This is a genomic window from Halomonas sp. XH26 (genome assembly GCF_024138895.1).
Classification (GTDB): domain Bacteria; phylum Pseudomonadota; class Gammaproteobacteria; order Pseudomonadales; family Halomonadaceae; genus Vreelandella; species Vreelandella alkaliphila.
On the sequence record NZ_CP071889.1, the window covers coordinates 1,658,691 to 1,683,674 of the forward strand.

Genomic DNA, 24,984 nt, shown 5'->3' on the forward strand with positions numbered 1-24,984 from the left:
CATGGTTGATACATCTGTCATCTTGCTCGGTGTTGTCATGTTCACGATCATCGTTATTAGCTTAACGGCGATCATTCTGGCAGCGCGCAGCAAGCTAGTGAGTAGCGGGGACGTGACGATTGAAGTCAACGGCGACCCCGAGCACACCCTGCAGACTCAGGCTGGTGGTAAGCTTCTTAACACCCTAGCTGCAAACGGAATCTTTCTTTCCTCTGCCTGTGGTGGCGGCGGTTCTTGCGCTCAGTGTAAGTGCCGAGTAGAAGAGGGCGGCGGCTCTATTTTGCCGACGGAAGAGTCTCACTTCACTATGCGTGAAAAGAAAGAAGGCTGGCGTCTGTCTTGTCAGGTTCCTGTGAAGCAGGACATGAAAGTAGAAGTGCCTGAAGAAGTCTTCGGCGTTAAGAAGTGGGAGTGTGAAGTTACCGCGAATCCTAACGTCGCGACCTTCATTAAAGAGTTGAACCTGAAGCTGCCCGAAGGTGAGGAGGTTGCCTTCCGCGCCGGTGGTTATGTGCAACTGGTAGCGCCGCCTTACGATATTAAGTTCTCCGATTTTGACATCGAAGAAGAGTATCGTGGCGATTGGGAAAAATTTGATATGTTCAAAATTTCCCATAAGAATAACGAGGAAGTTATTCGCGCTTACTCCATGGCTAACTACCCGGATGAAAAGGGCCTCCTCAAGTTCAACATTCGTATCGCGACGCCGCCTCCGGGTACAAGCCACCCGCCGGGCCTTATGTCGACCTATGTCTTCAGTTTGAAGCCTGGCGACAAGGTTACCGTTATGGGGCCGTTTGGTGAGTTCTTTGCCAAAGACACAGATGCGGAAATGATCTTTGTCGGTGGTGGTGCGGGTATGGCGCCAATGCGTAGCCATATTTTCGATCAGCTCAAACGCTTGAAGTCAGATCGTAAAATTACTTTCTGGTACGGTGCGCGCTCCTGGCGTGAAACCTTCTACAACGAAGAGTATGATCAGCTAGCCGAAGAGTTCCCGAACTTTGAGTGGCACCTGGCGCTTTCTGACCCGCAGCCAGAAGATAATTGGGAAGGGCCGACAGGCTTTATCCACAATGTATTGTACGAAAACTATCTGAAGGACCACCCAGCTCCTGAAGATTGTGAGTACTACATGTGTGGGCCACCCATGATGAACGCGTCTGTTATCAAGCTATTGCTCGATATGGGCGTGGAGCCGGAAAACATCCTACTGGATGACTTCGGCGGTTAACAACGTGATTGTGTAAGTTGCCTTCGGGCATGAGCGGGGCTGGCCTTTTGGTCAGCCCCGTTTGTATGTGAATGTTTGAAAAACGATGAGTTGCCTGATCATTTTGAAGTGGCTGAGGTACAATAGGCATTAAAATTCTACGGCACTTAACGACATGACCGTTGTCGGCAGGTGAGCAGTTAATGCAATGCTGGGAGGTGAGCATGACAATCTGGCTACTGGTATTTGGTTTTATGGCGCTGGTAATGACGGCAATGGCCGTTGGCGTATTAATGGGCCGCAAGCCTATTGCTGGTTCCTGTGGTGGATTAAATCAGTTAGGTCTAAAAGAAGGCTGTGACATCTGCGGCGGCAAAGATGAGGTTTGCGAAGAAGAAAACCGCAAGCGTGGAAGTGTACGTCGGCGTAGCGATGAAAGCCGTGGAGCTGACCTAGGTTATGACGCAACGCGTCGTTAATCTAGCAATTGGCTGCTCAGACGCTCGCTCACCGCGAGCGTTTATGTAAATGCCATTGTTGAGAGCGCTTTTAAGTCAGGAATAAGGAGATCCAAGTCGTATGGCCGTTCACAATTACGATGTTGTGGTGATAGGTACTGGTCCCGCTGGGGAAAGCGCTGCTATTAACGCCGCAAAGCATGGCAAGCGAGTGGCGATTATTGAAAAGCAGGCCCAGGTGGGGGGCAACTGCACCCATTGGGGCACGATCCCTTCAAAAGCGCTGCGCCATCAGGTCAAACAGATCATGGCGTTCAATACCAACCGCATGTTCCGCGATATCGGTGAACCCCGCTGGTTTTCTTTTCCTAAAGTGATGGAACGCTCGCGTGGCACCATCGATAAACAGGTCGAAATGCGCACAACGTTTTACGCGCGTAACCGTATTGATCTGTTTCATGGTGTGGCTCGTTTTAAAGATGAGCATACCGTGGTGGTGCGAGACCGGCAGGAAGGCGTGGAAGAGCTGATAGCTAAGAAAATTGTTATTTCTACCGGCTCTCGGCCTTATCGTCCGGCGGATATTAACTTTCGTCATCCACGTATTTACTGCTCTGATACGATCCTCAGCCTTTCCCATACCCCGCGGACACTGGTGATCTTTGGGGCAGGTGTTATCGGTTGCGAGTACGCCTCTATCTTTTCGGGGCTTGGTGTTAAGGTTGATTTAATCAACAACCGCGATAGCCTGCTGTCATTTTTGGATGATGAAATCAGTGATGCGCTTTCCTACCATCTGCGTAAACATGGTGTGCTGATTCGCCATAACGAAGACTATAAAAGTGTCGAAGGTGACGAAGCTGGCGTAACCGTGAATCTGAAGTCGGGCAAGAAAATCCGCGCCGATGCGTTTCTTTGGGCGAATGGCCGTACCGGTAATACCGATAGCCTTGGACTTGAGAACATTGGCTTAGAGGCAAATGGCCGAGGCCAGCTTAGCGTTGATGAGCACTACCGCACCGCGATTCCGCATATTTACGCTGCAGGCGATGTGATTGGTTGGCCGAGTCTCGCCAGTGCTGCCTACGACCAGGGATTAAACTCCTGTAACGAGCTACTGGAAAAAGAGTATCGCTTCGTTAGCGATGTACCCACTGGGATCTACACTATTCCCGAAATCAGCTCTTTCGGCCCCAATGAGCGTGAACTGACCGAAGCCAAAGTGCCCTACGAAGTGGGTAAGGCCTTCTTTAAAGATACTGCTCGTGCGCAAATCACCGGCGATACAGTGGGAATGCTGAAGATTTTGTTCCACCAAGACACGCTGGAGATTCTGGGTATCCATTGTTTTGGTGACCAGGCGTCGGAAATTCTACACATCGGCCAGGCCATTATGCAGCAGGAAGGGGATGCGAATACCGTGAAGTACTTCATCAATACGACCTTCAATTACCCCACCATGGCCGAAGCGTACCGGGTGGCGGCGCAAAATGGCTTAAACCGAGTGTTTTGAAATGTTTTAAGCATGGGGGCTATGCCCCCTACTTACGCCTCACAAACCATCCAGCAGTTGCTGAGCGCGTGGCTGCCAGTCACCGTCTAAGGTGGCAGCCTGAGTGAGTGCTTCGCGCGCACCCTCCCTATTTTCCTTCTGAAGCCTGAGTATAGCTACATTGAGCCATGCAGCGCCCATGGCAGGGTCAAGCTGTGTGGCTGATTCGAAGGCTTCCAGCGCTGCTTGAGGTTGTTGATCTGCGTATAGCGCATTGCCGAGTGCAAATTGACCCAGCGGATTGGCTGGGAAGCGTTCTACAAAAGCTTGCCAGCTGGAAAGTGTTGCAACAGGCCCATGCTGCTCCTCGTATGCGCTAATGGCTTCCAGTGCATTGCGGGCGGTAACGCCTTCGGGCAGGCTGCCAGGTTCGCTAACCACAAATCCCCAGCGCTCACTGCGTGCCCAGGTAGCATCAAAGCGGCGAAACGACATCGTATGCCGTTCGATTTCGCCACTACGTAAAATCAGCGTTTCATTAGGTAAATCAAAACCAATGGCCATCGCGTAGTGCCACATCGGGAAAGCTGGCAAGGCGAGGTTTTGCATCACCACCACGGGGTCACCTGCTTCCAGGTGGCCAAGCAATGCATCCATGGTGCCACGAACGGGAATCGCCAACTGCTTATAACGGCGCACAGTGGCTAGCATTTCAGGTTGGACGCTACCCTCTCGCCCAGGCAGAAATACCTGTGGGATTAATCGCTCAAGCCCTGCATCTACCCCCTGGTGATTGAGCACCATTGCCAGCGTTGCTGGGCCACACTGATACGCCGTCTGGGCGTAAAACGGTACTTCGGTCAGCTCAGTTTGCGGTGGTAGGCTAGCTTTAGTGCTTTCTAGCAGCACCGGGTTGCGGGCGCAGCCGCTAAGCAGAGTGGGCAGCAGTAAGGCAAGCAGTAAAACGCCCGCAAAGCGGGCGTTTAAAAGGTGTTTCATCATGGCAGTCAAATCAGCGAGTGAACGGATAAACATCGGTCAGGCCGAGAATGTCAGTCACTAGTAGGATAACGAATACCGCAAACAGGGCGCCAATCACGCCGGCGCCGGCGGGCAGCTGTTCGAGTTGTTCGGCCATTTGCTGCGCTTCTGCATCGCTTAGTGCGGCAACGCGGGCTTCAACGTCATCTAGATCAACACCTTGCTTGAGGAGCTCTTCTTGCACATCTGCACGGGCGAGAATTTCATTGATACGCTCGCGGTCAGCACCTGCGCGGTCGCCTGCTAAAACAGATTGCGTAGAGACCAAGTTTGTAGAGACTAAGTCTGTAGAGGTAGCGTCCATACTCTGCGGGGCTGTGGGCGCAGCGGCAACAGGTAGGCTGGTAATGACTAACGCAGCGATCAGTAAGCTTGAGAGGTAAGCGCGCACTTTTTTCATTGTCTTCATCCTTAGACGTATCGGGGAGCAAACTAATTTGTAACCTGAATCAATAGTATAGAAATAAACCGTACTGGATTTAAGGCGAAAACGAAAAGTGCTAATTATTTGCACTAATGCGGTAGGTCCAAGGGGATTCAGCTAAAAGCCCCTTGCCACCCGCCATGGTCATGGCTAGGTCATGTAGTCCTGGCCATAAGGGCACCGCAGAAGCCCCTTTCACAGCAAGATCTAACCGTTGGGCCATCAGCAGGAGTTTGTGTAAACGTTTCATTGATAGGCGACTGATCGCTTTTTGGTAAGCGGGGCGGCGTTTATCAAAAATCATTGGTTTCTGGGTTTTACACGCGTGCTCAAAGCTTTGTCCCTGATCCAAATGCTGGTGTAGCGATAGCAGGGTGCGTAGTTCGCGACTGAGTGCCCAAAGCACGATGGGAGCTTCAACCCCTTCACTGCGCAGCCCATTAACGATACGCGAGGTACGGCTTGGCTCTCCTTTTAAACAGGCATCCGCAAGGTTAAACACATCAAAGCGGGTGCTGTCTTCCACGCCTTGGGCAATGCTTTCAACATTAAGGCGAGTGTTAGGTGGATGAATCAGCGCGAGTTTTTGCAGCTCTTGATCAGCGGCCAACAGATTACCTTCGGTGCGCTCACCCAATAAGCGAGCCGCTTCTAGGTCGATTTGCAAACCATGCAGCGATGCGCGATCCCTCAGCCAGTAGCCTAAGCGCGAAGCATCAACGGGCCATACAGGTACAAATAAACCGTGTTTATCGAGTGCTTTAAACCAAGCGCTTTTTTGTTGCTTGGCGTCTAACTTGCCCATGCTGATCAGCAGTAAGTCGTCACTGCCATCCATCAATTCAGCATACTTTGCCAGTGCTTTACTGCCATCTTGGCCGAGTTTGTGCGTCCCCAGCCTAAGTTCCAGAAGCTTATTAGAGGCGAATAAAGAGAGGTTACTGGCGGTTTCCAGCAGCCGACCCCAGGCAAAATTAGGCTCTACATCAAGCACTTCCCGCTCTTCGACACCCGCTTGCCGCGCGACTGAGCGCACGGCATCACAGGCATCACGATGTTGCAGTGGCTCATCACCGGCAACAATCACCACCTTAGGCAATTTTTTTGCTAAGGCCGCGGGAAGCTGATCCGAAAATACCTTCACTGAATGGCCTCAAGGTTCGCCAGTCTTTCGATAATGCGCTCAGCCAATTGTCGCGTTAGCGTTTGTTCAGCTTCTTGAAAGAGGGTTTCTCTATTGAGCAGATCATCATCGCTGACCCGAATGCGTGTATCGGTCGTTATCGTTGCATTATTAAGCACATAAGCATTGTCCTCTCGCTGCTGTACGGAGAGAGACGTGCTTAGCGTTAGCTCATGTTCTTGGCTGGCGCGTCCTTCGCTGCCAATACGGCGTTGGCGAAGCGTTGGTGAGCCCAGCGTCACCCGCCAGGGGGCGCCATCAGAAACCTCGCTGCTTTGCTGTAGTAATCGGATGCGTAGCTGTTGGGCCAGGGCGCTTTTGTCGTCACCCTCTAGTGACAGAGCAGGCAAGCGCGGCATTGAATCCAAACCGCGCAGGCGAAACCCGCAGCCGCTGAGCAGCACCGCCGCTGAGGCGGCGATGCTGGTAGCGAGGAAACGACGGCGTGTAACGTGTTGGGATGGTTTCATCCACTCACCACAATGTTAACCAGCTTGCCGGGTACAACGATGACTTTACGAACCGTTTTACCTTCCAGATGGCGCTGGACGTTTTCGTTCTCCATCGCCAGTTGCTCGATGGCGGCTTTATCTGCGCTGGCCGGGGCTTCTAGGCGCGCGCGCAGCTTTCCGTTCACTTGCACGACTAGTTCGATACTGTCGCGGGTGAGTGCGGCTTCATCCACCTTCGGCCACTGAGCTTCAATGGCGGGCTGGTCATAGCCTAATTGTTGCCACAGCGTGTGGCATAGGTGCGGTGTAATGGGTGCCAGCAGCAGCACACATGCCTCAAGCGCTTCGCGACTGACCGCTAGGCCGAGCTCGGACGTGTCGTCGAACTTGGCCACTGCGTTAGAGAGTTCCATTACCGCGGCAATGGCGGTATTAAAGGTGGTGCGGCGGCCAATGTCATCGCTGGCTTTCTTGATAGTCTCGTGGGTCTTACGACGCAGCGCTTTTTGGTCGTCGTTTAACGCATCAAGGGTCAGTTCGCCCGGTGTACCAGCAGCAAGGTGCTCGGTCACCTGACGCCAAATCCGTTTCAAGAAGCGGTGCGCACCTTCAACGCCTGAATCCGACCACTCCAGTGACTGCTCGGGCGGTGCGGCAAACATCATAAACAGACGGACAGTATCGGCACCAAACTTGTCGATCATCGACTGAGGATCAACACCGTTGTTTTTCGATTTAGACATCTTCTCGATGCCGCCCATTTCCACCGGCAGGCCGTCGCTGATTAGAACAGCGCTTAACGGACGACCTTTCTCATCGCGTTTGACTTCTACATCAGCGGGATTGAACCACTCCTTACCACCATTATCTTTAAAGCGGTAGAAGGTTTCCGCGATGACCATGCCCTGGGTGAGCAGCTGCTGGAACGGCTCATCGGAATCCAACATGCCGAAATCGCGCAGCAGTTTATGGAAGAAACGGGCGTAGAGCAGATGCAGAATCGCGTGTTCGATACCGCCGATATACAGGTCAACGGGCAGCCAGTAATTGGCGCGCTCGTCCAACATTGCTTCGTGGTTATCCGCGCAGCAGAAGCGGGCGAAGTACCAGGACGATTCCATAAAGGTATCGAAGGTATCGGTTTCGCGCACCCAGCCATCGCCCAGTTCAGAAAACTCGGGCATCTTCTTCAGCGGTGAACCAGAAGCATCCACGGTGACTTCCATGGGCAGTGCTACCGGCAGCTCATCATCAGAGAGCGGCACGGTTTGGCCTTCCGGGCCGTATTTCACAGGAATTGGCGCACCCCAATAACGCTGGCGTGCAATACCCCAGTCACGCAGACGGTAATTGGTTTTTACTTCACCGCGGCCAAGCTCAGTAAGCTTCGCGGCAATCGCATCAAACGCCGCCTGGAATTCCAGGCCATCAAATTCGCCTGAGTTAATCAGCGTGCCGTGCTCAACATAAGCACCTTCGGAAATATCCGGCTGGTTGCCGTTGGCATCGGCCACCACAGGCTTGAGTTCTACGCCGTACTTGGTCGCAAATTCCCAGTCGCGCTGATCGTGGGCAGGTACCGCCATAACCGCACCGGTGCCAAACTCCATTAATACGAAGTTGGCCACAAACACCGGCACTTCATCACCGGTAAGCGGGTGAATCGCTTTGTGCCCGGTGAGCATGCCCAGCTTTTCTTTGGTAGCCATTTCGGCTTCCGACGTGCCACCTTTGGCGCACTCGTCACAAAATGACGCCAGTTCGCTGTTTTGTGCGGCAGCCTGCTTGGCCAGGGGGTGACCAGCGGCGACGGCCACGTAGGTGACACCCAGCAGCGTATCCGGGCGGGTGGTATACACCGCCAACGGCTCGCAGGCGCTGCCGTCTTCCGCCTGAATATCAAAGGTCATCTCAACGCCGCGGGATTTACCAATCCAGTTGCGTTGCATGGTTTTGACCTGTTCGGGCCACTCGACATTATCAAGATCTGCCAACAGCTCGTCGGCGTAGTCGGTAATTTTCAAGAACCACAGCGGGATTTCTTTACGCTCTACCGGTGCACCAGAACGCCAGCCGCAGCCGTCAATCACTTGCTCGTTAGCCAGTACCGTTTGGTCAACCGGGTCCCAGTTCACCGTGGACATTTTCTTATAGACCAAGCCTTTTTCGACCAGCTTGGTAAAGAACCACTGCTCCCAGCGGTAATAGCTGGTATCGCAGGTAGCGAATTCGCGGCTCCAGTCGTAGGCAAAGCCAAGTGCCTTCAACTGGTTACGCATGTAATCAATGTTTTGATAGGTCCACTTCGCGGGCGGTACCTGGTTTTGAATCGCGGCATTTTCCGCAGGCATACCGAACGCATCCCAGCCCATGGGCTGCATGACATTTTTACCCTGCATGCGCTGGAAACGGGACACAACGTCGCCGATAGTGTAGTTACGCACGTGGCCCATATGCAGCTTGCCGCTGGGGTAGGGGAACATGGATAGGCAGTAGAACTTTTCGCGGTTAGCGTCTTCTACTGCTTTGAAGCACTGGTGTTTATCCCAGTACTGCTGAGCGTCACGTTCAATCTCACGGGGGCTGTAATGTGCGTCCATCGGTGTTTTCAATGCCTTGGGGTAATTCGCCCAAAAAGGGCGCAAAGTGAATAATGGATGACGGCTGTCAGATAAGTAACGTCGATTGTATCCTATGCAGGTGTATCCTTGAACGGTTAGCCGATGATAGGCCGCACCTTGGGTCGACAAAAGGAGAGGTACCATGGAACAACATAACGATCACCGTTTGCGCGAAGGCTACGAGCGCCTGCTAGAACGCATGCAGGACGGGGCCAACGATCTTACCTGGGATAATCTACAAAAGGATTTGGACGACGCCGTTGCTTTTGAAGCGGAGCTGGAAGAGTACACCAAAGACGAGCTAGCACTGCTGCGTGCCTGGGTAGAGCGTGACCTGAAAGATATGCGCTACTACATGGCAGATACCGGTAAGCAGGTTGCTAGCTGGTTGGGCATTGATATCGACAGCCTTTCACGGCGTGTGGCGGAATCGCTGCTTTCAATCGCCGACCGCAGCGTGGTGGAGCGCGAACGCTTCGAAGATGACCTGGAAGCCGCCCGCGCCGACTACTGCGAAGGTGAAGTTGCTGCGCCGGGCCTGATGGCGTGCGTACACTGCGATGCCCAGGTGATGCTAGAAAGCGTCTCGCGCCTGGAACCATGCCACCAGTGTGGCCACCGCTATTTCTACCGCTTTCCCAGTAAAATCGTCGAAACCTAAGAGGCTAGCGCACTCATCACTTAATTGACCCAGATGCTCAGGCCTGCGATCGCGCCCAGCGAGAGCAGGCTCATCATGGCGGCATACAGTAAATTGTTTTTCATCATGCGGTAGCCGCTGATTCCGTAGCGCCCCTGCAGCGAAAGGTTTATGCCAGATAACGGCCCAACGCTGGTACCCACCGCCCAAGCGCTCAGCGCAACAAAGGCAAACAGCGTTTGCTCACCGCTGGCTAAATTCAAAATAGATGCCAGCACGGAAACGCCAATGATCGGGTGTAATCCCGCCAGCGCACTCAGTGTAATCGCCGCAAAGCTTACCATGGCTTGCCACATGCCAAAGGTAGCAAATAGCGTCCATTCGTCACCTGCTGCGGCCGCTACCAGGGTAGAAAGCCCCAGCGTTAATAAGCCCGCCGCTAAAAATAGCGAAATTTCCCCGCGCATGGCGGGTAGTCGTGTGGTGGTGTGTTGGCGAATGCGCCGCAGGGTAAAGCGTGTGCCTTCCCGTAAGTTGCTCAGCACCGCTACCACTGGCAGTAAAAAGGTAATAATACTGACAATGGTGAGCGACGGCGTCAGCCAAAAATGAAACAGCATCACCAGTGCTGCCATGCTCGCCGGCATTAACAGGCTGCGTGGCGAAAGTGAAAAGCCGTCGACCTCGGTTAAATCAAACCGACGCCTCAACTCTAGGGTGGTTAATAGCCCCGATAGCATCGCCAACGGAAACCCTATCAGCGCAATCTGGCCGTACTGAACTTCAGGCGCCAAGGCAATCACCACCGCCATAGAGGCAAAGAAGGGTGACCACAATGCCGCACTTGAAAGCCCACGATTTAAGGCCAACAGCTGGGGCATGGTTAACGGAGAGCGCCTAGCTAAGCGGTCGCCCACCATAAAAATCGTCGAAAGATTCAGAATAGTGCCAAGAAAGTGCACTCCCAGCCACGTGCGCAGCACGCCATCTGCACCGGTCACCCGTTTGCCCAGTGGGCGCTTATTACCCTGGGTGCCAATCAACGAAATAAAGCTAACGCCCACCAGCATCGTGGCCACAAACACATTGCCTTGAAGCATGGCAGGCCAATTTACATTGGCACCATAAATCACCCGTGCCACCACTAGCATCAGCACTCCAATGGTAATCAATACCCCCGCCTGAATGCGCGAACGGCGCGGAATGTCCCGCCACAGCAGCGCCACCGCTGCCCACAGCACATAGCTCACTGCCTGCGCCGTCGGCACCACGCCGATAAAGCCAATAATTTGAGCAAACAGCCCAAGCAGAATCAAAACACCCGCCACCCGCTGCCGCATCGTTGTCTCTTGCATCTCAATCCCTTGCTGGTTGAGTTAGCAGGCTAATCGGGTTTTCAACAATTGGCTAGCGGAAGAGAAGCTAAGAGGGCGTTTACCGAAAGAAAAGTCGAATTTTCGTAGCGCGGAGCCTGATGCTACCCATAGGCTGTGCCGTTATTACCAATGAAAGCAACTTGTAGCGCGAGGTAACGAATTTCGCGAGGAACGAGCGAATGAGGCACCCGCGAAAAGGATCAATTTTGTTCCTCCACGATTTAGCTGTGTCGAGTAATTCGTTTGGCAAAGGTATTGGCTCAAAAATGATGGCGCATTTAGGAACGTTGCCATTGTCTCAGGCCGGCGTCACCCTATTGCAGACGATCTTCGCTCTGACCTGAAAATACTTCGAAAATACCGGAATAAATGGGTTCATGTGAATGACCCATGGGATGATCAATGCCTTATCGACACACCGGAAGAGGCCGAAACAGATTACAGGTTCTACTGTTGTACTCAATTAAAGCACGTAAAATCGCAAAACAAGGCGTTTAGGAGTGATTTCAAATGCTTGTCGGGTTCGCTTCGCTCAAGTATGGCAAGCGCTGGTGACACATTAATACTGCGTTATGTGAGGCCGTGAAAGGAGTTCTTATGACTGATTATTTTGGTTCTTGCCTGTGTGGCACCGTGAGATTTGAGGTAAAAGGCGAGTTTGACAGCTTTTATCTGTGTCATTGTCAGCACTGTCAAAAAGATACAGGCTCGGCTCATGCGGCAAATCTATTCTCAAATTCAGCTAAATTGGTCTGGCAGTCAGGTGCCGATGCAGTGACTTCCTTTGCGCTTCCAGGCTCTCGTCATAATAAGAGTTTTTGTAAGTTGTGTGGTTCAGCATTACCCAATACTCAGATCGCGGGTTTGCTCGTCGTTCCTGCTGGGTGTTTGGACACTGAAATCACTATGTTGCCAACTGCACACATCTTTTTATCTAGCAAAGCTGCTTGGGATGGGGAGTTAGGGGAGGTGCCAAAGTTCGAGGGGCTGCCAGATTGAGCTATCATCACATAACCAGCGGCTGTTGGCAGATGCACCTACGTTGTGCTCTGGCAAGTCGCAAAGCCAAGCGTTAGACCTGGAATTGCCATGAGTTTAGTTGAAATATTAGCTCTGTTTACAGTGATGGCAGCTTTAGCGCTAGTTCCCAGCACTAGTGTCGCTTTGGTCGTTGCTCGCGCTTCTTCTGCCGGATTCTCGAACGGCTGTGCCGTTGCGGCGGGAATTGTAGCCGGTGATCTTATCTTGGTATTGCTAGCTGTTTTAGGGATGACTGCGCTGGCAGAAGCTGTGGGTAGTTTTTTCTTGATACTGAGATATTTGGCAGGCGCGTATTTGATCTGGTTTGGTATAAGTCTTATGAGATCGAAAGCTCCATTGCAGGTGGAGCATTCCGGCCGATCAGTATCGAAATTATCAGCAAGCTTTTTCTCTGGTCTACTTCTCACCCTTGGTGATGTAAAGGCAATATTCTTCTACGCGAGTTTGTTCCCTACTTTTGTTGATTTGGCCACTATCCGGACATTGGATATCGCAGCAATTGCGATGATAACCATAGTCGCCGTTGGTGGTGTCAAATTAGGCTATGCATATTTCGCGGGGGGGCGTTGCGTCATTTGGCACTAACCATAGAGCAGAACGAGCAGTTAAAGTGACGGCTGGTGGTTTAATGGTTGGAGCCGGATCGTATCTGATAGCAAAGGCTTATTGAGCTTCTCTTAGGATGATCGTTAATCAATGACCTTTCCCCCAAAACTAACCAACATGGAAGGTGGCAGATAGGGCTCGAAAATGGATTTTCTACAGCTTGTTGAGCCACTATAATGACAGCATTTAGACAGTAAGGAAGTCGAATGAAAAAAATGTTTTTAGCTTCATCTTTCGTAGATGTTGCAGACCTATTTGTGAAATTTACCAGCGCAAAATGTGTAGGAAAAACGGTTACATTCATTCCTACTGCAAGCCTAGTCGAAGAGGTCAATTTTTATGTGGCCGCAGGCAGAGATGCACTCGAGAAGTGTGGGCTAATTGTTGATGAGCTTGAGATTTCAACTGCTCCAAGTGAAGAGATAAACAGCAAGCTTCAAGAAAATGACTATATCTATGTCACTGGTGGAAATACTTTCTTTTTACTTCAAGAGTTGAAAAGAACTGGTGCAGATAAAATCATAAAGGAACAAATAAGTTCAGGGAAAATGTATATCGGAGAGTCTGCCGGCTCTATTGTTATGTCGCGTAACATCGAGTATGTGAAAGATATGGACGATTTCACGGCGGCACCTAATGTAGGCTCTTTTTCATCATTAGGCATGGTTGGCTTTTATCCAGTGCCACACCATACCAACGCTCCTTTCAAGCAAGTCGTTGAAGGCATAATCACTAGCTATGATGAAAAAATAGACCTTTGCCCAATTAGTAATACACAAGCCATTATCGTCAATGGTGATGAGTTTGAAGTCTGGACGGCCCAGACTTAATAAGGAGCTGGAGGCCATTCAACCCAATAAGGCATTGCCTCTGCAAGGCATGCTCAATAAATACAACTCCGACGTGGGGTATAGGGAGTCCGATTTGGGGAATGGCTGTAGGCCGGTGTTGTTGGTGTACTGAAAAGGCTCGAAGGATCACCAGTTCCCTGCCGCCAAGGATGTCCTGGGTGTTGTGGCTGAGTTCGTGATTTCTGTTTGTACCAGGAGCACTTTATAGCCTGTTTGTTCAGGCAATTCAGCGCCGGATGAAGGGACTTGGTATGAAGTTTTTTGGGGTTTTATATTAATATTCACTGCTTTTTTATACTTTGGTTGTATTTGAGGTTTTTTTCTTGCACTGATTTATTTGTATGGGCTATACAGGAAGAGCTTAGATTTTAAAACATCAAAGGCGATGTGGCGAAGTCGGCCAAAATACTCAGCACCCATAATGTAGCTAGTCTGCATAGTGCTGACATGCGAACAGAGCAAATAGGCTCTCTCAGGATTCGTCCTGAGAGAGCTTTTTTTTTTACAAGAATAAAAGGGGTGAAGTTATGCGTCACGGCGATATCTCAAGTAGCAATGATACAGTTGGTGTTGCAGTAGTAAACTATAGAATGCCTCGTCTACACACTAAGAAAGAGGTGATTGAAAACGCCCACAAAATTTCTGAAATGATTATTGGGATGAAAAAAGGGCTTCCAGGCATGGATCTAGTCATCTTTCCAGAATATAGCCTTCAGGGAATTATGTATGATCCAGAAGAAATGATGGAAACCGCTGTCACCATCCCAGGAGAAGAAACAGAAATTTTTTCTCGAGCATGCCGTAAAGCAAATACCTGGGGTATCTTCTCTTTGACAGGTGAACGTCATGAAAATCATCCCAAGAAGAATCCATATAACACTTTAATTCTGATGGATAATAAAGGGGAAGTTGTACAGAAATACCGCAAAATAATACCTTGGTGTCCTATTGAAGGATGGTACCCAGGTGGCGAGACTTTCGTTTCAGAAGGGCCTAAGGGTATGAAGCTTAGTCTTATAATTTGTGATGATGGTAACTACCCTGAAATCTGGCGTGACTGCTCAATGAAGGGAGCAGAGCTGATAGTTCGTTGTCAGGGATATATGTATCCATCGAAAGAACAGCAAATCATGATGTCTAAAACTATGGCCTGGGCAAATAACTCATACGTTGCAGTTGCTAATGCCGCAGGTTTCGATGGCGTGTATAGCTATTTTGGGCATTCAGCAATCATTGGTTTTGACGGACGTACACTCGGTGAGTGCGGTGAAGAGGAAATGGGTATTCAGTATGCCCAACTATCCATTTCACAGATCCGCGATGCTCGTGCCAATGATCAGTCTCAAAACCATCTATTTAAAATACTGCACCGTGGCTATACCGGAATGCAGGCGTCTGGAGATGGTGATAAAGGGCTCGCTGAGTGTCCATTTGAATTTTATAAGACTTGGGTAAATGACGCAGAAAAAGCTAGAGAAGATGTAGAGAGCATGACACGGCGTACTCCAGGTGTTGCTCAGTGCCCAGTTGGAAACCTTTCTTATGAAGGAAAAGAGAAGGAAGCTTAATTAGATTGCTTTGAAGCTTCTTAGCCCCGGACAAATCTTTCGGGGCTTCAAGATAAAAAAATAATGAGATGCTTTTATGCCATTTTTAAATGAAATGCTAGCTGAAACAGAAAGAAAAAATAAAAATGCTGAAGCATTAAAGGATGAAAATACCTCAGGACAAGATATAGAGAGTCTACATTTAGCCAGTAAAGCTAGACTCAGTAGCCGTTTCCAGTTTGATATTGAGGCGGTTATGTCAGCAATTAGATCTGAGATTATAGGTCAAGAGCAGGCAGTGCAAGCAGTAGAAGATATGCTTAAAGTAGTGAGGGCCGATATTGCCGATCCTAGAAGGCCACTCTATACGGCTTTGCTCCTTGGTCCTACGGGCGTAGGTAAAACAGAATTAGTAAGGTCTTTAGCACGTTCATTGTATGGTGATGCTGATTCCTTTTGTCGTGTGGACATGAATACTTTGTCTCAAGAGCATTATGCAGCTTCTTTGACAGGAGCTCCTCCTGGTTACGTTGGTGCCAAGGAAGGTAAAACTATTCTTGATGAGGAAATGATTGAGGGTAGAAATAGTATACCTGGAATTGTTTTATTAGATGAAGTTGAAAAAGCAAGCAAAGAAGTTCTTCATGCTCTGTTAAACGTATTTGATAATGGCATGTTGACTGTAGCATCGGGAGAAAAGACGTACAGCTTTAGAAATTCTATCATTTTTATGACTAGTAATTTAGCTGCTTATGAGATTCAGAATTATGAAGAAAATCATAGAAAAATGTTGTTAAAAATTATTCATAGATATTCGAAAGAGAAGGGTAAAGGTCTTGAGAGTATTGTAAAAAAAAAGCTGTTGAATACATTCTCTCCTGAATTTGTAAATCGTATAGATAATATAACCGTATTTAACTGGATAGGAGAAGATGCTGTTGGGCGTATTGTGGAGCTTGAATTGGAAAAGCTAAATCGTCGGTTGATTAAGCATAGTTGCTTATTAACATTCGACTCTGATGTAGTAAAATTTATTTCAAATGCAGGCTATGATCGGCAGTTTGGTGCGAGGTCTATAAGGCGCTCTGTAAGGAAAAATCTCGAGGTTTTCCTAGCTGAGTATCTGTTAGATAATCATAAATTCACCCTTGAAGATAATGACCCTGTTAAATATCATGCATCTATTTTTAATGGTAAGGTTTTTTTTAAAAGGTTGATTGATAATGTTAAATAGAATGGAAGAGCCGGTAATTGGTTTATTGTTCTCAGATACTGGTGTTACAGCTGATATCGAACGCTCACAAAGATTTGGAGCACAGCTGGCTATTAAACAGATTAATGAATCAGGTGGCATTGGAGGAAAACCTATAAAATATATGCACCGAGACTTAGGTGGAGATCCTGATAGATTTCGTGCATATGCTGAGGAGCTTATTAAAAATAATAAAGTTGATTTTTTTGTTGGTTGTTACATGTCGCATACAAGAAAGGCTATCATGGCGACAATCGAGAGGTCTGATGTGTTACTTTTCTATCCAACTCCTTATGAGGGGTTTGAATACTCTCCAAATATATTTTATGGCGGTCCGGCACCTAATCAAAATAGTGCTCCGCTTGCTGCATATCTAATAAAAAACTATGGTTCAAATATAGTTTTTGTAGGCTCTGATTATATTTACCCGCGCGAAAGTAATCATGTAATGCGGCTATTATATAAGCAACATGGTGGCACTATTCTTGATGAGTTTTATATGCCTCTTTACCCGTCTTTCAATGAGGTAAAGGATATTGCTAATAAAGTGGCTAATTTGCAGCCTGATGTGGTTTTTTCTACTGTAGTGGGTCATGGGACAGCCGAGTTTTACACGGAATTTGCAAATTGTTATTTGTCAGGTCAAAAACCTCCCATCGCAAGCCTGACGACAAGTGAGGCTGAAATAAATAAAATGTCATTAGAGACGGCTAAAGGGAATATTGTTGTAGCGCCTTACTTTTCTTCTGATAAAAGTGAAAAAAGTATTCTGTTTTTATCTGAATGTAAAAGTTACTTTCCTAGCGATGTATCAGTTACGGCTTGGACTGAAGCAGCCTATCACCAAACTTTGTTGTTGTGCCAAGCGATGCAGGCTGCTGGAAGTGTCGAATTAGAAAAAGTGAGAGAGCAACTCTACTTGACTGAGATCCATGCTCCCCAAGGCCCTGTGTGGATAGAAAAGCAAAATAACCATTCACATTTAACGTCAAGAATAGCAGAAATAGATCACGATGGAGCTTTTAATGTTAAGTGGATATCCCCTTCACCTATTTGTCCAGATCCATATGTGGTTGTGCACCGGCTCGAAAACTGGACTGAATTAATGCCCAGGGTTTTGTGATATGAGTAACTCTTCGATCCTTGGAAAACTTCGAGACCTGCAGGTTTTAGTATTGAATCCTGAAGGTGAAGTTAGCGATTCATTAGTATTGCAACTAATTAGAATTGGTTGTCCTGTTCGGCATTTATGGCCATTGCCGGAAACTCTCGACTTTCCTGTCGATATCATATTTTCAGGCGTCTTTCAAGATGGTAGTCACGCCCGGTTGAAAAAAATAATACGTGATTCTACTGACGCTGTGACATTAATTTTTATCGTTGAGTACGCAAGCCCTTCTACTTTATCACAGCTTTTAGAGATTGAGTCTCATGGGGTCGTAACCGTTCCTCTAAAGTCGCATGACGTTCTTCCAAGCTTGGTGGTTGCAAGGAGGAATAGTGAAGATTTGCTAAAATCTAGGAAAGAAATTAATAAGGCTCATAATAAATTGTCTTCTATGTCCTTATTGAATAAAGCGAAAGTGATTCTCATTAAAAATACACCTATGACAGAAGAGGAGGCTCATCAGTTTTTGTCCAAAAGTGCAATGGAAGAGAGGAAAAGTATAGCTGAAATAGCTGAAATGATTATTGATAAGTCTGAATAATAAATTCAAAAGGAGAAAATCAATGATGTTAGGCCTGACGCTTTTATATGTTGGAGCTGTTCTCTTTGTTAATGGTATATGGTTGCTAGGCAAAATAGGTGATAGAGAAGTTTCGGTGATAAATATTTTAGTGGGTGCTCTAAGCTTTCTTGTAGCTGTGTTCTTGATTTTTAATGATCCAGGAAATTCAACGGCTGTCAGTGCGGGAGCATTTACATTTTTATTTTCCTTTACTTATCTTTGGGTTGGAGCGAATCAGTTGTTAAAAGTAGATGGCAGAGGCTTGGGGTGGTTCTGCTTATTCGTTAGCATTACGGCCGCAGTAGTTGGTATTAACTCAGTTTCCAGCATTAGTTGGACATTTGGTTTCTGGAATACAATCAACTGGTTCGCATGGGCAGTTCTATGGTTCGGTTTTTTTGCTCTTCTTGCTTTGGCCAAAAATATAAAGAAAAGTGTCGCCATTTATACACTTTTCTGTGCAATATTTACTGGATGGGTTCCAGGCGTTTTGATTCTCCATGGGATCATTTCTACTTGATTTAATGGTGCCCTTACCGTAGTAACTCTTGCGTAACGACGGCTTTTCCGTTGCGGCTTTATCTTAGCTACAAAGCCGTACGTATTAACAGCGTTATATTTTGGAGTAGTTCGTGCCACATTGCATTGTTGAGCATTCCGCATCACTGGATGGTGAGTTGATATTACCATTGGTATTTTCAGGAGCCATGACGTCAGCGCTATTTGAGGCAGATGGTAGTGATATAAAAGTCAGGTCAATCGCCTATCAAAGCTATATGACGGGGAAGGCAAGGTCTGATTTTGTGCATGTGGTGCTAAAGATTCTGTCAGGTAGAACCGCTGCCCAAAAGCAAATGCTTTCAAGATCGGTATTAGCGCAATTGCAAACACTTGAGCTTCCACGTTGCTCGTTAACCGTCGAGGTTGTGGATATTGAGCGTGCCAGTTATTCAAAGTGGGTGAGTGAGTCATAATAGCAGAATGAGTTATCGTAAGATGCGGCCTGTGGTCATTATAATGCCCACAAGTTTGCATGCGGGTGTTAACCAGAATTAGAGAGCCATATGAGTACCAAGAAATATCTCGTTGTTAGTTCACATGAAAGTGAGTTTCCTAACCCCATCACTTTCAGAAAAGGTGATCCTCTTGTTGTTGGCGAGGAGTATGAGGGAACTGAAGAGTGGGATAACTGGTTTTTGTGCAGTTCTCCCGGGCAAGAACCAGGCTGGGTGCCTGGGCAAGTTATTGAGCGACTGGAAGGTTCAGAGGGGCGTGCACTTGATGACTACACCGCCAGAGAACTTAATGTGCTGGAAGGTGAGCGACTAACTGGCGCAAGAAGTTTGAATGGCTGGCTATGGTGTGAAAAATCTACCAGCAAAGAATCAGGCTGGGTTCCATTAGAGAATTTGAAAGAGATTGAAGAGTAGTCGCGGTGCCGGCAAAGCCATCAGTTCGCCGCCGGACGCTTGTTCCACGCGCCGTTTATGATGGCAGCCCAGTCGCTGGCTTTTGGGTGTGGCTATAGCGTCACTACCATACATATGTCTTCAGGCTGACGTTGAGTAGCAGGTGGAAGCTGATATGGGTGAGGTCATCACGAGACTTTATTTCCATCTGAATCAAGATCCATAATTGCTAATCTCAGGTGTTCCAAAAATACTCTCACTTTTTCCAGCGGGTATTTTTTTCCCGAGTAAAACGCATATAACACGAGATCCTCTGGCTGGCAGTTAAGATCAATCTTGATAAGCGATCCATTTTCTATATCTGCTTGGCATGCATGAGTGGGTAAAATAGCAAAGCCAAGCCCCTTCAGCGCGGCAGCTTTAGCCATGTAGCCACTGTTGACCTTATAGCTGGATTGCACCTGAATGGTCTGGTTATTCTTGAATCGCCAGGGCATGCCTTGTAGGACAGACAGGCTGGTAATGCAGGGCGCTTTGCTCAGTTCATCCAGTGAGCCCGGCAATCGGTGATGCTCAAGAAGTTGCGGTGCGGCAACTACGCAACTCGGCCAGCGTTGGATTTCTTTAGCGACCCAGCCAGAATCCTCCAATGGCCCTCTACCGAAGCGTAACACCAGGTCGAATCCTTCTAACAAACCTTCCGAAGGGTTTAATTGGGTGTCACAACTTAGTTGTATTTGAGGATGCTGGAGGCAAAAGTTTGCGGTGATTTCGGCCAGAAAGGGGAGGTCAGGCATGATGATCTTAAGGTGGCCGGATAGGGCGTCACCGTGTAGTGAGGCTTCTTCAAGTGCGTCATTCATCGCCCGTGTGAGCGGCGTGATGGCCTGATAAAGTTGCTTGCCTGCGGCGGTTGGAATCATCTTACGGGTGGTGCGTTCCAATAGTCGCAAACTAAGTTGTTGTTCCAATAACGCGACATGGCGACTGACATTGGATGTTGGCAATTGACGTTGCTCCGCTGCACGCTTAAAGCTTAGTTGTTCATATACCGCCTGAAAGCTAAGTAGCCATTGAAGTTCGATTTTCTCAATCATAGATTCTCTCAGAAAATGGGATTAATAACGCAATAATAGCGTGTTTATCCCTGTGAGTGGATTTGTGACAATCTCTACCGAATTTAACTATTGAGGTAGGGTCGATGAAAAACACTAATCGTATTGCCATTGTTGGTGCAGGGGTTGCTGGAATAGCGCTGGCAATACTCGCCACACAACAAGGCTATCAAGTGAGCGTGTATGAGCGTGACAGTAAGGTCTCGTCCATTGGTGCTGGCGTGACTTTATGGCCAAATGCAATTTTTGTACTGCAACAGATGGGGGTGGAAAAAGAGCTAAAACGCCTGGGTGGTGCTCCCCGTTTAATGCGTCAGTTTGATCAATTTGGCGTTTGGCAGGGTGAGCTTGATATTGAGGAAGTGAACCTGCTGAGTGGTTTCCCCAGTATAACAATATTGCGCCGTGATCTTATGGGCATACTGGCCAAGAGGTTGGATGATTTGGGTGTAAAAATACACCTTGGTTGCCCAATGACGGCGCAGGATATTGACCGATTAAAGCAAGAGTTTGACGTGGTAGTAGGAGCCGATGGGAGAATGAATTCGGTGGTGCGTCACACGCTATATGCCGAAAAGGTGAGCCCCCGTTTTCAAGGATTCATTAATATCATTGGTATCAGTCAGTTGAATGAAGGTGTTTTAGATAACGCCATCCATGATTTTCGTGGCTTGGGTGAGCGGTTTGGAATTGTCCCTATGAATAATGGGCTATGTTTCTGGGCTGGCGCATGGAATGCCGATATTGATAAACAACGGCCCTTATCTGCTTGGTATGATGAGCTGCATCAGCGTTTTCGCTGCTGGCCTGACCCGGTACGCAACGTGCTGAAATTCTATGATGCAGCATCGCTCAATCGCATTTTTGTTCATGATCTTGATCCCCTGCCTTATTGGCATCAAGACAATGTTGTCATTATTGGAGATGCGGCCCATGCGTCTTTACCAACATCTGGGCAGGGAGCATGTCAGGCGCTGGAAGATGCGTGGCATCTTGTCCGGCTTTTGGGAGAGCAAGGTGAGTTGGAAAGTGTTCTGACAAGTTTTTATCAGCAGCGAATCGTTAAGACATCCTCAGCTCAAACCGTTGGAAGACAGGTGGCCGAGAGGATTTTTGGAACACAACTTGCGTCTCAGCCAGCGACTTTAGGCATTTCTGCTGAGCAATTAAGCCTGTTATGGATGCAGGGATTAGAAACGCAGTAGGCGTAATTAAAGGAGCAGATAATGAGTTCTTACGGAACGTTGATATTCTTCTGTGGAAAGATGGGCGCTGGAAAAAGCACGCTGTCTGTCAGCATTGCGCGTGAGCGCGGCGCCGTGCTTCTTTCAGAGGACGACTGGTTAGCTACTCTTTTCCCAGGCGAAATCAACGATTTCAACGACTACATCAGTTACTCGTCACGCCTTAAGCCATTGCTTAGGAAACACGTTGAGCAAATACTCTTGGCAGGCACCACTGTGGTTCTAGATTTCCCCGGCAATACCAGGAAGCAAAGGGCATGGTTCAAGGATATCTACTCGCAACGAGGGATATCTCACGAACTGTACTATGTGATGGCAGAAGACGAGGTTTGTCTAAAACAGCTGAAACAGCGCCAAAGGGAGCAGCCTGAGCGGGCGAGCTTCGATACCGAGGAAGTTTTCAGGATGGTAAAGGGTTTCTTTGAGTCACCTGAAGAGTCTGAGGGATTCAATGTCGAGGTTGTAGAGCGGACGTTCACATAACCTTCATATTGCCGATTTAGATGCTTGTGATACCGTTTTAGCAGCGTTTTGAAAGCATATGCTTAAAGCCTCATTATGGCCTAAAAGGAATTAGAATATGACTCAAAAAAGCGATGATAGAACAGTTAAAATGGGGATGCTGCTAGGATTTGTTGGAACAATAGTGGTGTTTGTCTCTTTCTATAGTTTTTTGCCTCAAGTTGCTGAGGAGCTTGTCGTAGTAGAGCGACTAAAGCTCGCAATAATGTGCCTTGTTTTTCCTGTTGCACTGTTTTTTTTGATGATTGTTAGAATCGGCTCTCAACGTTACGGAAACCCGTCAGCGGATCCCACTAAGTGTGAAGCAAATACAGAGGGGATGAAGGTTGATCTAAGAGTTCTATCTAATACTCATGAACAGCTTATGATATTCGCTATTAATATACTGGCGCTATCTGTTTTAATTCCTTATCAATTATTGAGCTTGCTGCCCATCTATTCTGGAGTTTTTGTTGCTGGTCGCGTCATGTTTTGGATAGGTTACAGGCGTAATGTGTTATGGAGAGCGCCAGGGTTTGCAATGTCTACACTGCCTGCAGTGGTAGGAGTAGGGTATAGCTGTGTTGCGGTTTTATTATCTGCATTCGCAGTTTTTTAATAAAATTGAACTTGATGTTGTGTATGTTTTTTTCTTTTTATTGTCGATTTTAATTCGAGTTTGTGATTTTTACTAAAGAAGGAAGGTCTATGCTCGCACTTTCAATAGTAAGCCCGCATGGCTCTAATATAGCTTCGGGAAAAAAGACGCTGGAGGTTCGCTCGTGGCGCCCAGAATCTTTACCTATCCGTGATCTTTTGATTGTAGAAAATTCTCACTTCTTATCTGCTGATAACCCCGTTGACCCTGATGGCAGGGCTGTTGCAATTGTGGATGTTGAAGAGATACATGAATGGCAGCCTTCAGAAGTGAAGGCTGCTTGTTCAAATGGCTGGGAACCTGGTTATTTGGCTTGGTGTTTGTCAAATGTTCGTCCTATTACCAACAACCCGGTTTTTAACAACGTGGCTGTGCCAGCCAAGAGAAAGCTCTATGAGGTCGAGCTGCTGCAAATTTCACAGCTCGGCTTTGGATAGCCTGAACAAAAACACTTGCCCTACCGTATTAAGGCACTAAGTGCCAACGCAGGAGCCTTGGTGGGGCTGGTTCGGCGCCACAGTGACCGGACGGGAGTGCATGGCCATGGTGATTTTTGATCAGGTTGATAGAGCAAGGGATAGCGACGATGGATGAAGCAGAGTCCCTTAACAGGGCGATTAATGAGGAAGTGGTAATCTTCCCATCTGATGCTAACTGGCAACGAATGTTCGAGGAGGAGCGAGAGCGTCTCTTTGATTTGTTTCCAGATGATTTTTTGGCGATCGAACACGTTGGGAGTACAGCCGTACCGGGGCTTTCTGCCAAACCAGTTATCGATATCTTGGCTGGCGTGGATTCGATGTCACGTGCCGACAAATTAATGGAACCGTTGTGCCGCGCAGGCTATGCAACATCAATGGCGTTCAACGCTTCGCTAGTTGGTCGGCGTTGGCTTATGCGGTGGGCCGAGGGGCGTAGGACGCATCACTTACACCTCATTGTCTACGGTAGCCGTGAGTGGGATCAGCGCTTGGCATTTCGAAACATACTACTTACCAATGCTGAGCTAGCCCAACGGTATGAGAAGAATAAGCGGTTATGGGCGGCAGAATTTAAGTCAGATAGAGAAGCCTATACGGCTGCCAAAGCGGGTTTTATCCTGGAGGCCTTAGAGAGCTCTCTATAGGCCATATAGATAGGCGAAGTGATCAATTTACCTCTCGTTATAGATTTTATGATTTTAAAAGGATGATGAAAGTGGATTGCAAACAACGAGTTTCGCGCTGGATTATGTTGATTTGCTTAATAGCGGTTCCTGCTGTGTTGATGGCTCAGGATGATAATTTGCTTACAGAGGTTGAGCGTATAGAGAGACAGTTGGATGCACGCGTTGGTTTTGCAGCCTATGACCTGGAAACTGAGCAGCGCTGGGAATACAACGCAGACCAACTGTTCGCTATGTCCAGCACTTTTAAAACCTTAGCGTGTGCATCGCTGCTGCAGCGTGTGGATGAAGGAAGTGAGCAACTCGGAAGACGAGTGAAAGTATCTGCTTCTGACATTGTCACCTATTCACCCGTTACCGAAGCGTATGCGGATAACCGGGAAATATCGCTGTTTGAACTCTGCGAAGCGACGATGACAACCAGCGATAACACCGCAGCTAACCTGATTTTACAGGCGATTGGTGGACCACAGGCCGTGACGGCGTTTGTGAGAGACTTGGGGGATAGTGTCACGCGTTTGGACCGTTGGGAGACAGAGCTAAACGAGGCTGCTCCACATGATGAGCGTGATACCACCACGCCCAATGCAATGGTAAGTAACCTTGAGAAGCTGGTAGTGGGAAACGCGTTATCGCCCCAGTCGAAAAACCAACTGCGTGAATGGTTGGTTAATAATGAAGTGGCTGATGGCTTGTTTAGGTCACAAATGCCTGATGAGTGGGTGATTGGAGATCGGACGGGAGCCGGTGGTTTTGGTTCAAGATCGATTACCGCTGTTATATGGCCGCCTGAGCGCGAGCCTACCATTGTGGCGTTTTATATCACCGAAACTGACGCATCCTTTGAAGAACGAAATACCGCGATAGCTGAACTGGGAAGTGTGATCAGAGATGCCATTGATACGAGTGGCGCTTTGTAGTTGTCCAGGCATCGCCTCACAGGTGCCTGGTAGGCTCGCGTATCG

The 24,984-nt window shown here is 48.2% G+C and carries 27 protein-coding genes; 20 read left to right on the plus strand and 7 right to left on the minus strand.

Annotated elements, in window-relative coordinates:
* Position 1 precedes the first annotated feature (1 nt).
* The 3 genes from nqrF (at position 2) to sthA (ending at position 3,184) form a co-directional block, all read left to right on the plus strand.
* A complete protein-coding gene (gene nqrF / locus J4377_RS07645) occupies positions 2-1,234 on the plus strand; it encodes an NADH:ubiquinone reductase (Na(+)-transporting) subunit F (protein ID WP_038483644.1) in 1,233 nt (410 codons plus the stop codon).
* Between the two features lie 203 nt (positions 1,235-1,437).
* Positions 1,438-1,692 (plus strand): (Na+)-NQR maturation NqrM, encoded by a 255-nt coding sequence (gene nqrM, locus J4377_RS07650; protein ID WP_009723507.1) that lies wholly within the window; start codon positions 1,438-1,440, stop codon positions 1,690-1,692.
* 100 nt (positions 1,693-1,792) lie between these two features.
* Positions 1,793-3,184, plus strand: coding sequence for a Si-specific NAD(P)(+) transhydrogenase (gene sthA / locus J4377_RS07655; RefSeq protein ID WP_253487822.1), 1,392 nt, complete (start codon positions 1,793-1,795; stop codon positions 3,182-3,184).
* A gap of 39 nt (positions 3,185-3,223) precedes the next feature.
* Here sthA and J4377_RS07660 read toward each other — a convergent pair whose 3' ends face one another.
* From J4377_RS07660 to leuS, 5 genes are all read right to left on the minus strand, one after another.
* Positions 3,224-4,165 (minus strand): PA2778 family cysteine peptidase, encoded by a 942-nt coding sequence (locus tag J4377_RS07660; protein ID WP_370687199.1) that lies wholly within the window; start codon positions 4,163-4,165, stop codon positions 3,224-3,226.
* Positions 4,166-4,175: 10 nt separating this feature from the next.
* Complete coding sequence (locus tag J4377_RS07665) at positions 4,176-4,604, minus strand: PA2779 family protein (RefSeq protein ID WP_038483649.1); 429 nt, start codon at positions 4,602-4,604, stop codon at positions 4,176-4,178.
* Positions 4,605-4,704: 100 nt separating this feature from the next.
* The gene (gene holA / locus J4377_RS07670) at positions 4,705-5,772 is read right to left on the minus strand and encodes a DNA polymerase III subunit delta (RefSeq protein WP_038483651.1); all 1,068 of its coding nucleotides are present in this window, start codon (positions 5,770-5,772) and stop codon (positions 4,705-4,707) included.
* Complete coding sequence (locus J4377_RS07675) at positions 5,769-6,281, minus strand: twin-arginine translocation signal domain-containing protein (protein WP_120387059.1); 513 nt, start codon at positions 6,279-6,281, stop codon at positions 5,769-5,771. Before J4377_RS07675 ends, holA begins: the two co-directional genes overlap by 4 nt.
* The gene (gene leuS, locus J4377_RS07680; RefSeq protein WP_038483655.1) at positions 6,278-8,863 is read right to left on the minus strand and encodes a leucine--tRNA ligase; all 2,586 of its coding nucleotides are present in this window, start codon (positions 8,861-8,863) and stop codon (positions 6,278-6,280) included. The genes J4377_RS07675 and leuS overlap by 4 nt, the downstream gene beginning before the upstream one ends.
* A gap of 163 nt (positions 8,864-9,026) precedes the next feature.
* Here leuS and J4377_RS07685 point away from each other — a divergent pair, with 163 nt between their 5' ends.
* Positions 9,027-9,545 carry a zinc ribbon-containing protein gene (locus J4377_RS07685; protein WP_009723500.1) on the plus strand — a complete coding sequence of 173 codons (519 nt, stop codon included), beginning with the start codon at positions 9,027-9,029 and terminating at the stop codon, positions 9,543-9,545.
* A gap of 20 nt (positions 9,546-9,565) precedes the next feature.
* Here the strand turns inward: J4377_RS07685 and J4377_RS07690 are convergent, their stop codons facing one another.
* Positions 9,566-10,879 carry a hypothetical protein gene (locus tag J4377_RS07690; protein WP_253487824.1) on the minus strand — a complete coding sequence of 438 codons (1,314 nt, stop codon included), beginning with the start codon at positions 10,877-10,879 and terminating at the stop codon, positions 9,566-9,568.
* Positions 10,880-11,497: 618 nt separating this feature from the next.
* On the opposite strand from J4377_RS07690, the gene J4377_RS07695 reads away from it, so the two are divergent.
* The 10 genes from J4377_RS07695 to J4377_RS07740 all read left to right on the plus strand — a co-directional run bounded on the left by J4377_RS07695 (position 11,498) and on the right by J4377_RS07740 (position 19,357).
* Positions 11,498-11,899 (plus strand): GFA family protein, encoded by a 402-nt coding sequence (locus J4377_RS07695; protein ID WP_038486724.1) that lies wholly within the window; start codon positions 11,498-11,500, stop codon positions 11,897-11,899.
* Positions 11,900-11,989: 90 nt separating this feature from the next.
* Positions 11,990-12,526 (plus strand): LysE family translocator, encoded by a 537-nt coding sequence (locus J4377_RS07700; protein ID WP_253487832.1) that lies wholly within the window; start codon positions 11,990-11,992, stop codon positions 12,524-12,526.
* A gap of 227 nt (positions 12,527-12,753) precedes the next feature.
* On the plus strand, positions 12,754-13,377 hold the full coding sequence (locus J4377_RS07705) for a peptidase E (protein ID WP_253487834.1): 624 nt from the start codon (positions 12,754-12,756) through the stop codon (positions 13,375-13,377).
* 548 nt (positions 13,378-13,925) lie between these two features.
* A complete protein-coding gene (locus J4377_RS07710) occupies positions 13,926-14,966 on the plus strand; it encodes an aliphatic amidase (protein ID WP_038483667.1) in 1,041 nt (346 codons plus the stop codon).
* Positions 14,967-15,042: 76 nt separating this feature from the next.
* Entirely contained in the window at positions 15,043-16,179 is a 1,137-nt protein-coding gene (locus J4377_RS07715) for an AAA family ATPase (RefSeq protein WP_038483668.1), read from the plus strand.
* The gene (locus J4377_RS07720; RefSeq protein ID WP_038483670.1) at positions 16,169-17,320 is read left to right on the plus strand and encodes a transporter substrate-binding domain-containing protein; all 1,152 of its coding nucleotides are present in this window, start codon (positions 16,169-16,171) and stop codon (positions 17,318-17,320) included. Before J4377_RS07715 ends, J4377_RS07720 begins: the two co-directional genes overlap by 11 nt.
* A gap of 1 nt (position 17,321) precedes the next feature.
* Entirely contained in the window at positions 17,322-17,906 is a 585-nt protein-coding gene (locus J4377_RS07725) for an ANTAR domain-containing response regulator (protein WP_253487835.1), read from the plus strand.
* Positions 17,907-17,928: 22 nt separating this feature from the next.
* Complete coding sequence (locus J4377_RS07730; protein ID WP_038483674.1) at positions 17,929-18,447, plus strand: AmiS/UreI family transporter; 519 nt, start codon at positions 17,929-17,931, stop codon at positions 18,445-18,447.
* A 112-nt stretch (positions 18,448-18,559) separates the two neighbouring features.
* Positions 18,560-18,901 (plus strand): 5-carboxymethyl-2-hydroxymuconate Delta-isomerase, encoded by a 342-nt coding sequence (locus J4377_RS07735; protein ID WP_038483676.1) that lies wholly within the window; start codon positions 18,560-18,562, stop codon positions 18,899-18,901.
* A gap of 90 nt (positions 18,902-18,991) precedes the next feature.
* Complete coding sequence (locus tag J4377_RS07740; RefSeq protein ID WP_038483678.1) at positions 18,992-19,357, plus strand: SH3 domain-containing protein; 366 nt, start codon at positions 18,992-18,994, stop codon at positions 19,355-19,357.
* 167 nt (positions 19,358-19,524) lie between these two features.
* On the opposite strand, the gene J4377_RS07745 is transcribed toward J4377_RS07740, so the two are convergent.
* On the minus strand, positions 19,525-20,433 hold the full coding sequence (locus tag J4377_RS07745; protein ID WP_120387055.1) for a LysR family transcriptional regulator: 909 nt from the start codon (positions 20,431-20,433) through the stop codon (positions 19,525-19,527).
* 104 nt (positions 20,434-20,537) lie between these two features.
* Here J4377_RS07745 and J4377_RS07750 point away from each other — a divergent pair, with 104 nt between their 5' ends.
* The 6 genes from J4377_RS07750 (at position 20,538) to bla (ending at position 24,939) form a co-directional block, all read left to right on the plus strand.
* Positions 20,538-21,656 (plus strand): FAD-dependent monooxygenase, encoded by a 1,119-nt coding sequence (locus J4377_RS07750; RefSeq protein ID WP_038483683.1) that lies wholly within the window; start codon positions 20,538-20,540, stop codon positions 21,654-21,656.
* A 21-nt stretch (positions 21,657-21,677) separates the two neighbouring features.
* Positions 21,678-22,178 (plus strand): ATP-binding protein, encoded by a 501-nt coding sequence (locus J4377_RS07755; protein ID WP_038483685.1) that lies wholly within the window; start codon positions 21,678-21,680, stop codon positions 22,176-22,178.
* A 97-nt stretch (positions 22,179-22,275) separates the two neighbouring features.
* The gene (locus J4377_RS07760; protein ID WP_038483687.1) at positions 22,276-22,815 is read left to right on the plus strand and encodes an MAPEG family protein; all 540 of its coding nucleotides are present in this window, start codon (positions 22,276-22,278) and stop codon (positions 22,813-22,815) included.
* Between the two features lie 89 nt (positions 22,816-22,904).
* Positions 22,905-23,291 carry an ASCH domain-containing protein gene (locus tag J4377_RS07765; protein WP_253487837.1) on the plus strand — a complete coding sequence of 129 codons (387 nt, stop codon included), beginning with the start codon at positions 22,905-22,907 and terminating at the stop codon, positions 23,289-23,291.
* Positions 23,292-23,440: 149 nt separating this feature from the next.
* Positions 23,441-23,980, plus strand: a complete 540-nt coding sequence (locus J4377_RS07770; protein WP_253487839.1) for a GrpB family protein — start codon at positions 23,441-23,443, stop codon at positions 23,978-23,980.
* A gap of 65 nt (positions 23,981-24,045) precedes the next feature.
* Positions 24,046-24,939 carry a class A beta-lactamase gene (gene bla / locus J4377_RS07775; RefSeq protein ID WP_038483697.1) on the plus strand — a complete coding sequence of 298 codons (894 nt, stop codon included), beginning with the start codon at positions 24,046-24,048 and terminating at the stop codon, positions 24,937-24,939.
* Positions 24,940-24,984: the final 45 nt, after the last annotated feature.

Excerpts from the sequence above, each read along its gene's own strand:
- nqrF (WP_038483644.1), top strand. The coding sequence starts at position 2 with ATGGTTGATACATCTGTCATCTTGCTCGGTGTTGTCATGTTCACGATC.
- nqrM (WP_009723507.1), top strand. The coding sequence starts at position 1,438 with ATGACAATCTGGCTACTGGTATTTGGTTTTATGGCGCTGGTAATGACG.
- sthA (WP_253487822.1), top strand. The coding sequence starts at position 1,793 with ATGGCCGTTCACAATTACGATGTTGTGGTGATAGGTACTGGTCCCGCT.
- J4377_RS07660 (WP_370687199.1), bottom strand. The coding sequence starts at position 4,165 with ATGATGAAACACCTTTTAAACGCCCGCTTTGCGGGCGTTTTACTGCTT.
- J4377_RS07665 (WP_038483649.1), bottom strand. The coding sequence starts at position 4,604 with ATGAAAAAAGTGCGCGCTTACCTCTCAAGCTTACTGATCGCTGCGTTA.
- J4377_RS07675 (WP_120387059.1), bottom strand. The coding sequence starts at position 6,281 with ATGAAACCATCCCAACACGTTACACGCCGTCGTTTCCTCGCTACCAGC.
- leuS (WP_038483655.1), bottom strand. The coding sequence starts at position 8,863 with ATGGACGCACATTACAGCCCCCGTGAGATTGAACGTGACGCTCAGCAG.
- J4377_RS07685 (WP_009723500.1), top strand. The coding sequence starts at position 9,027 with ATGGAACAACATAACGATCACCGTTTGCGCGAAGGCTACGAGCGCCTG.
- J4377_RS07690 (WP_253487824.1), bottom strand. The coding sequence starts at position 10,879 with ATGCAAGAGACAACGATGCGGCAGCGGGTGGCGGGTGTTTTGATTCTG.
- J4377_RS07695 (WP_038486724.1), top strand. The coding sequence starts at position 11,498 with ATGACTGATTATTTTGGTTCTTGCCTGTGTGGCACCGTGAGATTTGAG.
- J4377_RS07700 (WP_253487832.1), top strand. The coding sequence starts at position 11,990 with ATGAGTTTAGTTGAAATATTAGCTCTGTTTACAGTGATGGCAGCTTTA.
- J4377_RS07705 (WP_253487834.1), top strand. The coding sequence starts at position 12,754 with ATGAAAAAAATGTTTTTAGCTTCATCTTTCGTAGATGTTGCAGACCTA.
- J4377_RS07710 (WP_038483667.1), top strand. The coding sequence starts at position 13,926 with ATGCGTCACGGCGATATCTCAAGTAGCAATGATACAGTTGGTGTTGCA.
- J4377_RS07715 (WP_038483668.1), top strand. The coding sequence starts at position 15,043 with ATGCCATTTTTAAATGAAATGCTAGCTGAAACAGAAAGAAAAAATAAA.
- J4377_RS07720 (WP_038483670.1), top strand. The coding sequence starts at position 16,169 with ATGTTAAATAGAATGGAAGAGCCGGTAATTGGTTTATTGTTCTCAGAT.
- J4377_RS07725 (WP_253487835.1), top strand. The coding sequence starts at position 17,322 with ATGAGTAACTCTTCGATCCTTGGAAAACTTCGAGACCTGCAGGTTTTA.
- J4377_RS07730 (WP_038483674.1), top strand. The coding sequence starts at position 17,929 with ATGATGTTAGGCCTGACGCTTTTATATGTTGGAGCTGTTCTCTTTGTT.
- J4377_RS07740 (WP_038483678.1), top strand. The coding sequence starts at position 18,992 with ATGAGTACCAAGAAATATCTCGTTGTTAGTTCACATGAAAGTGAGTTT.
- J4377_RS07745 (WP_120387055.1), bottom strand. The coding sequence starts at position 20,433 with ATGATTGAGAAAATCGAACTTCAATGGCTACTTAGCTTTCAGGCGGTA.
- J4377_RS07750 (WP_038483683.1), top strand. The coding sequence starts at position 20,538 with ATGAAAAACACTAATCGTATTGCCATTGTTGGTGCAGGGGTTGCTGGA.
- J4377_RS07755 (WP_038483685.1), top strand. The coding sequence starts at position 21,678 with ATGAGTTCTTACGGAACGTTGATATTCTTCTGTGGAAAGATGGGCGCT.
- J4377_RS07760 (WP_038483687.1), top strand. The coding sequence starts at position 22,276 with ATGACTCAAAAAAGCGATGATAGAACAGTTAAAATGGGGATGCTGCTA.
- J4377_RS07765 (WP_253487837.1), top strand. The coding sequence starts at position 22,905 with ATGCTCGCACTTTCAATAGTAAGCCCGCATGGCTCTAATATAGCTTCG.
- J4377_RS07770 (WP_253487839.1), top strand. The coding sequence starts at position 23,441 with ATGGATGAAGCAGAGTCCCTTAACAGGGCGATTAATGAGGAAGTGGTA.
- bla (WP_038483697.1), top strand. The coding sequence starts at position 24,046 with ATGAAAGTGGATTGCAAACAACGAGTTTCGCGCTGGATTATGTTGATT.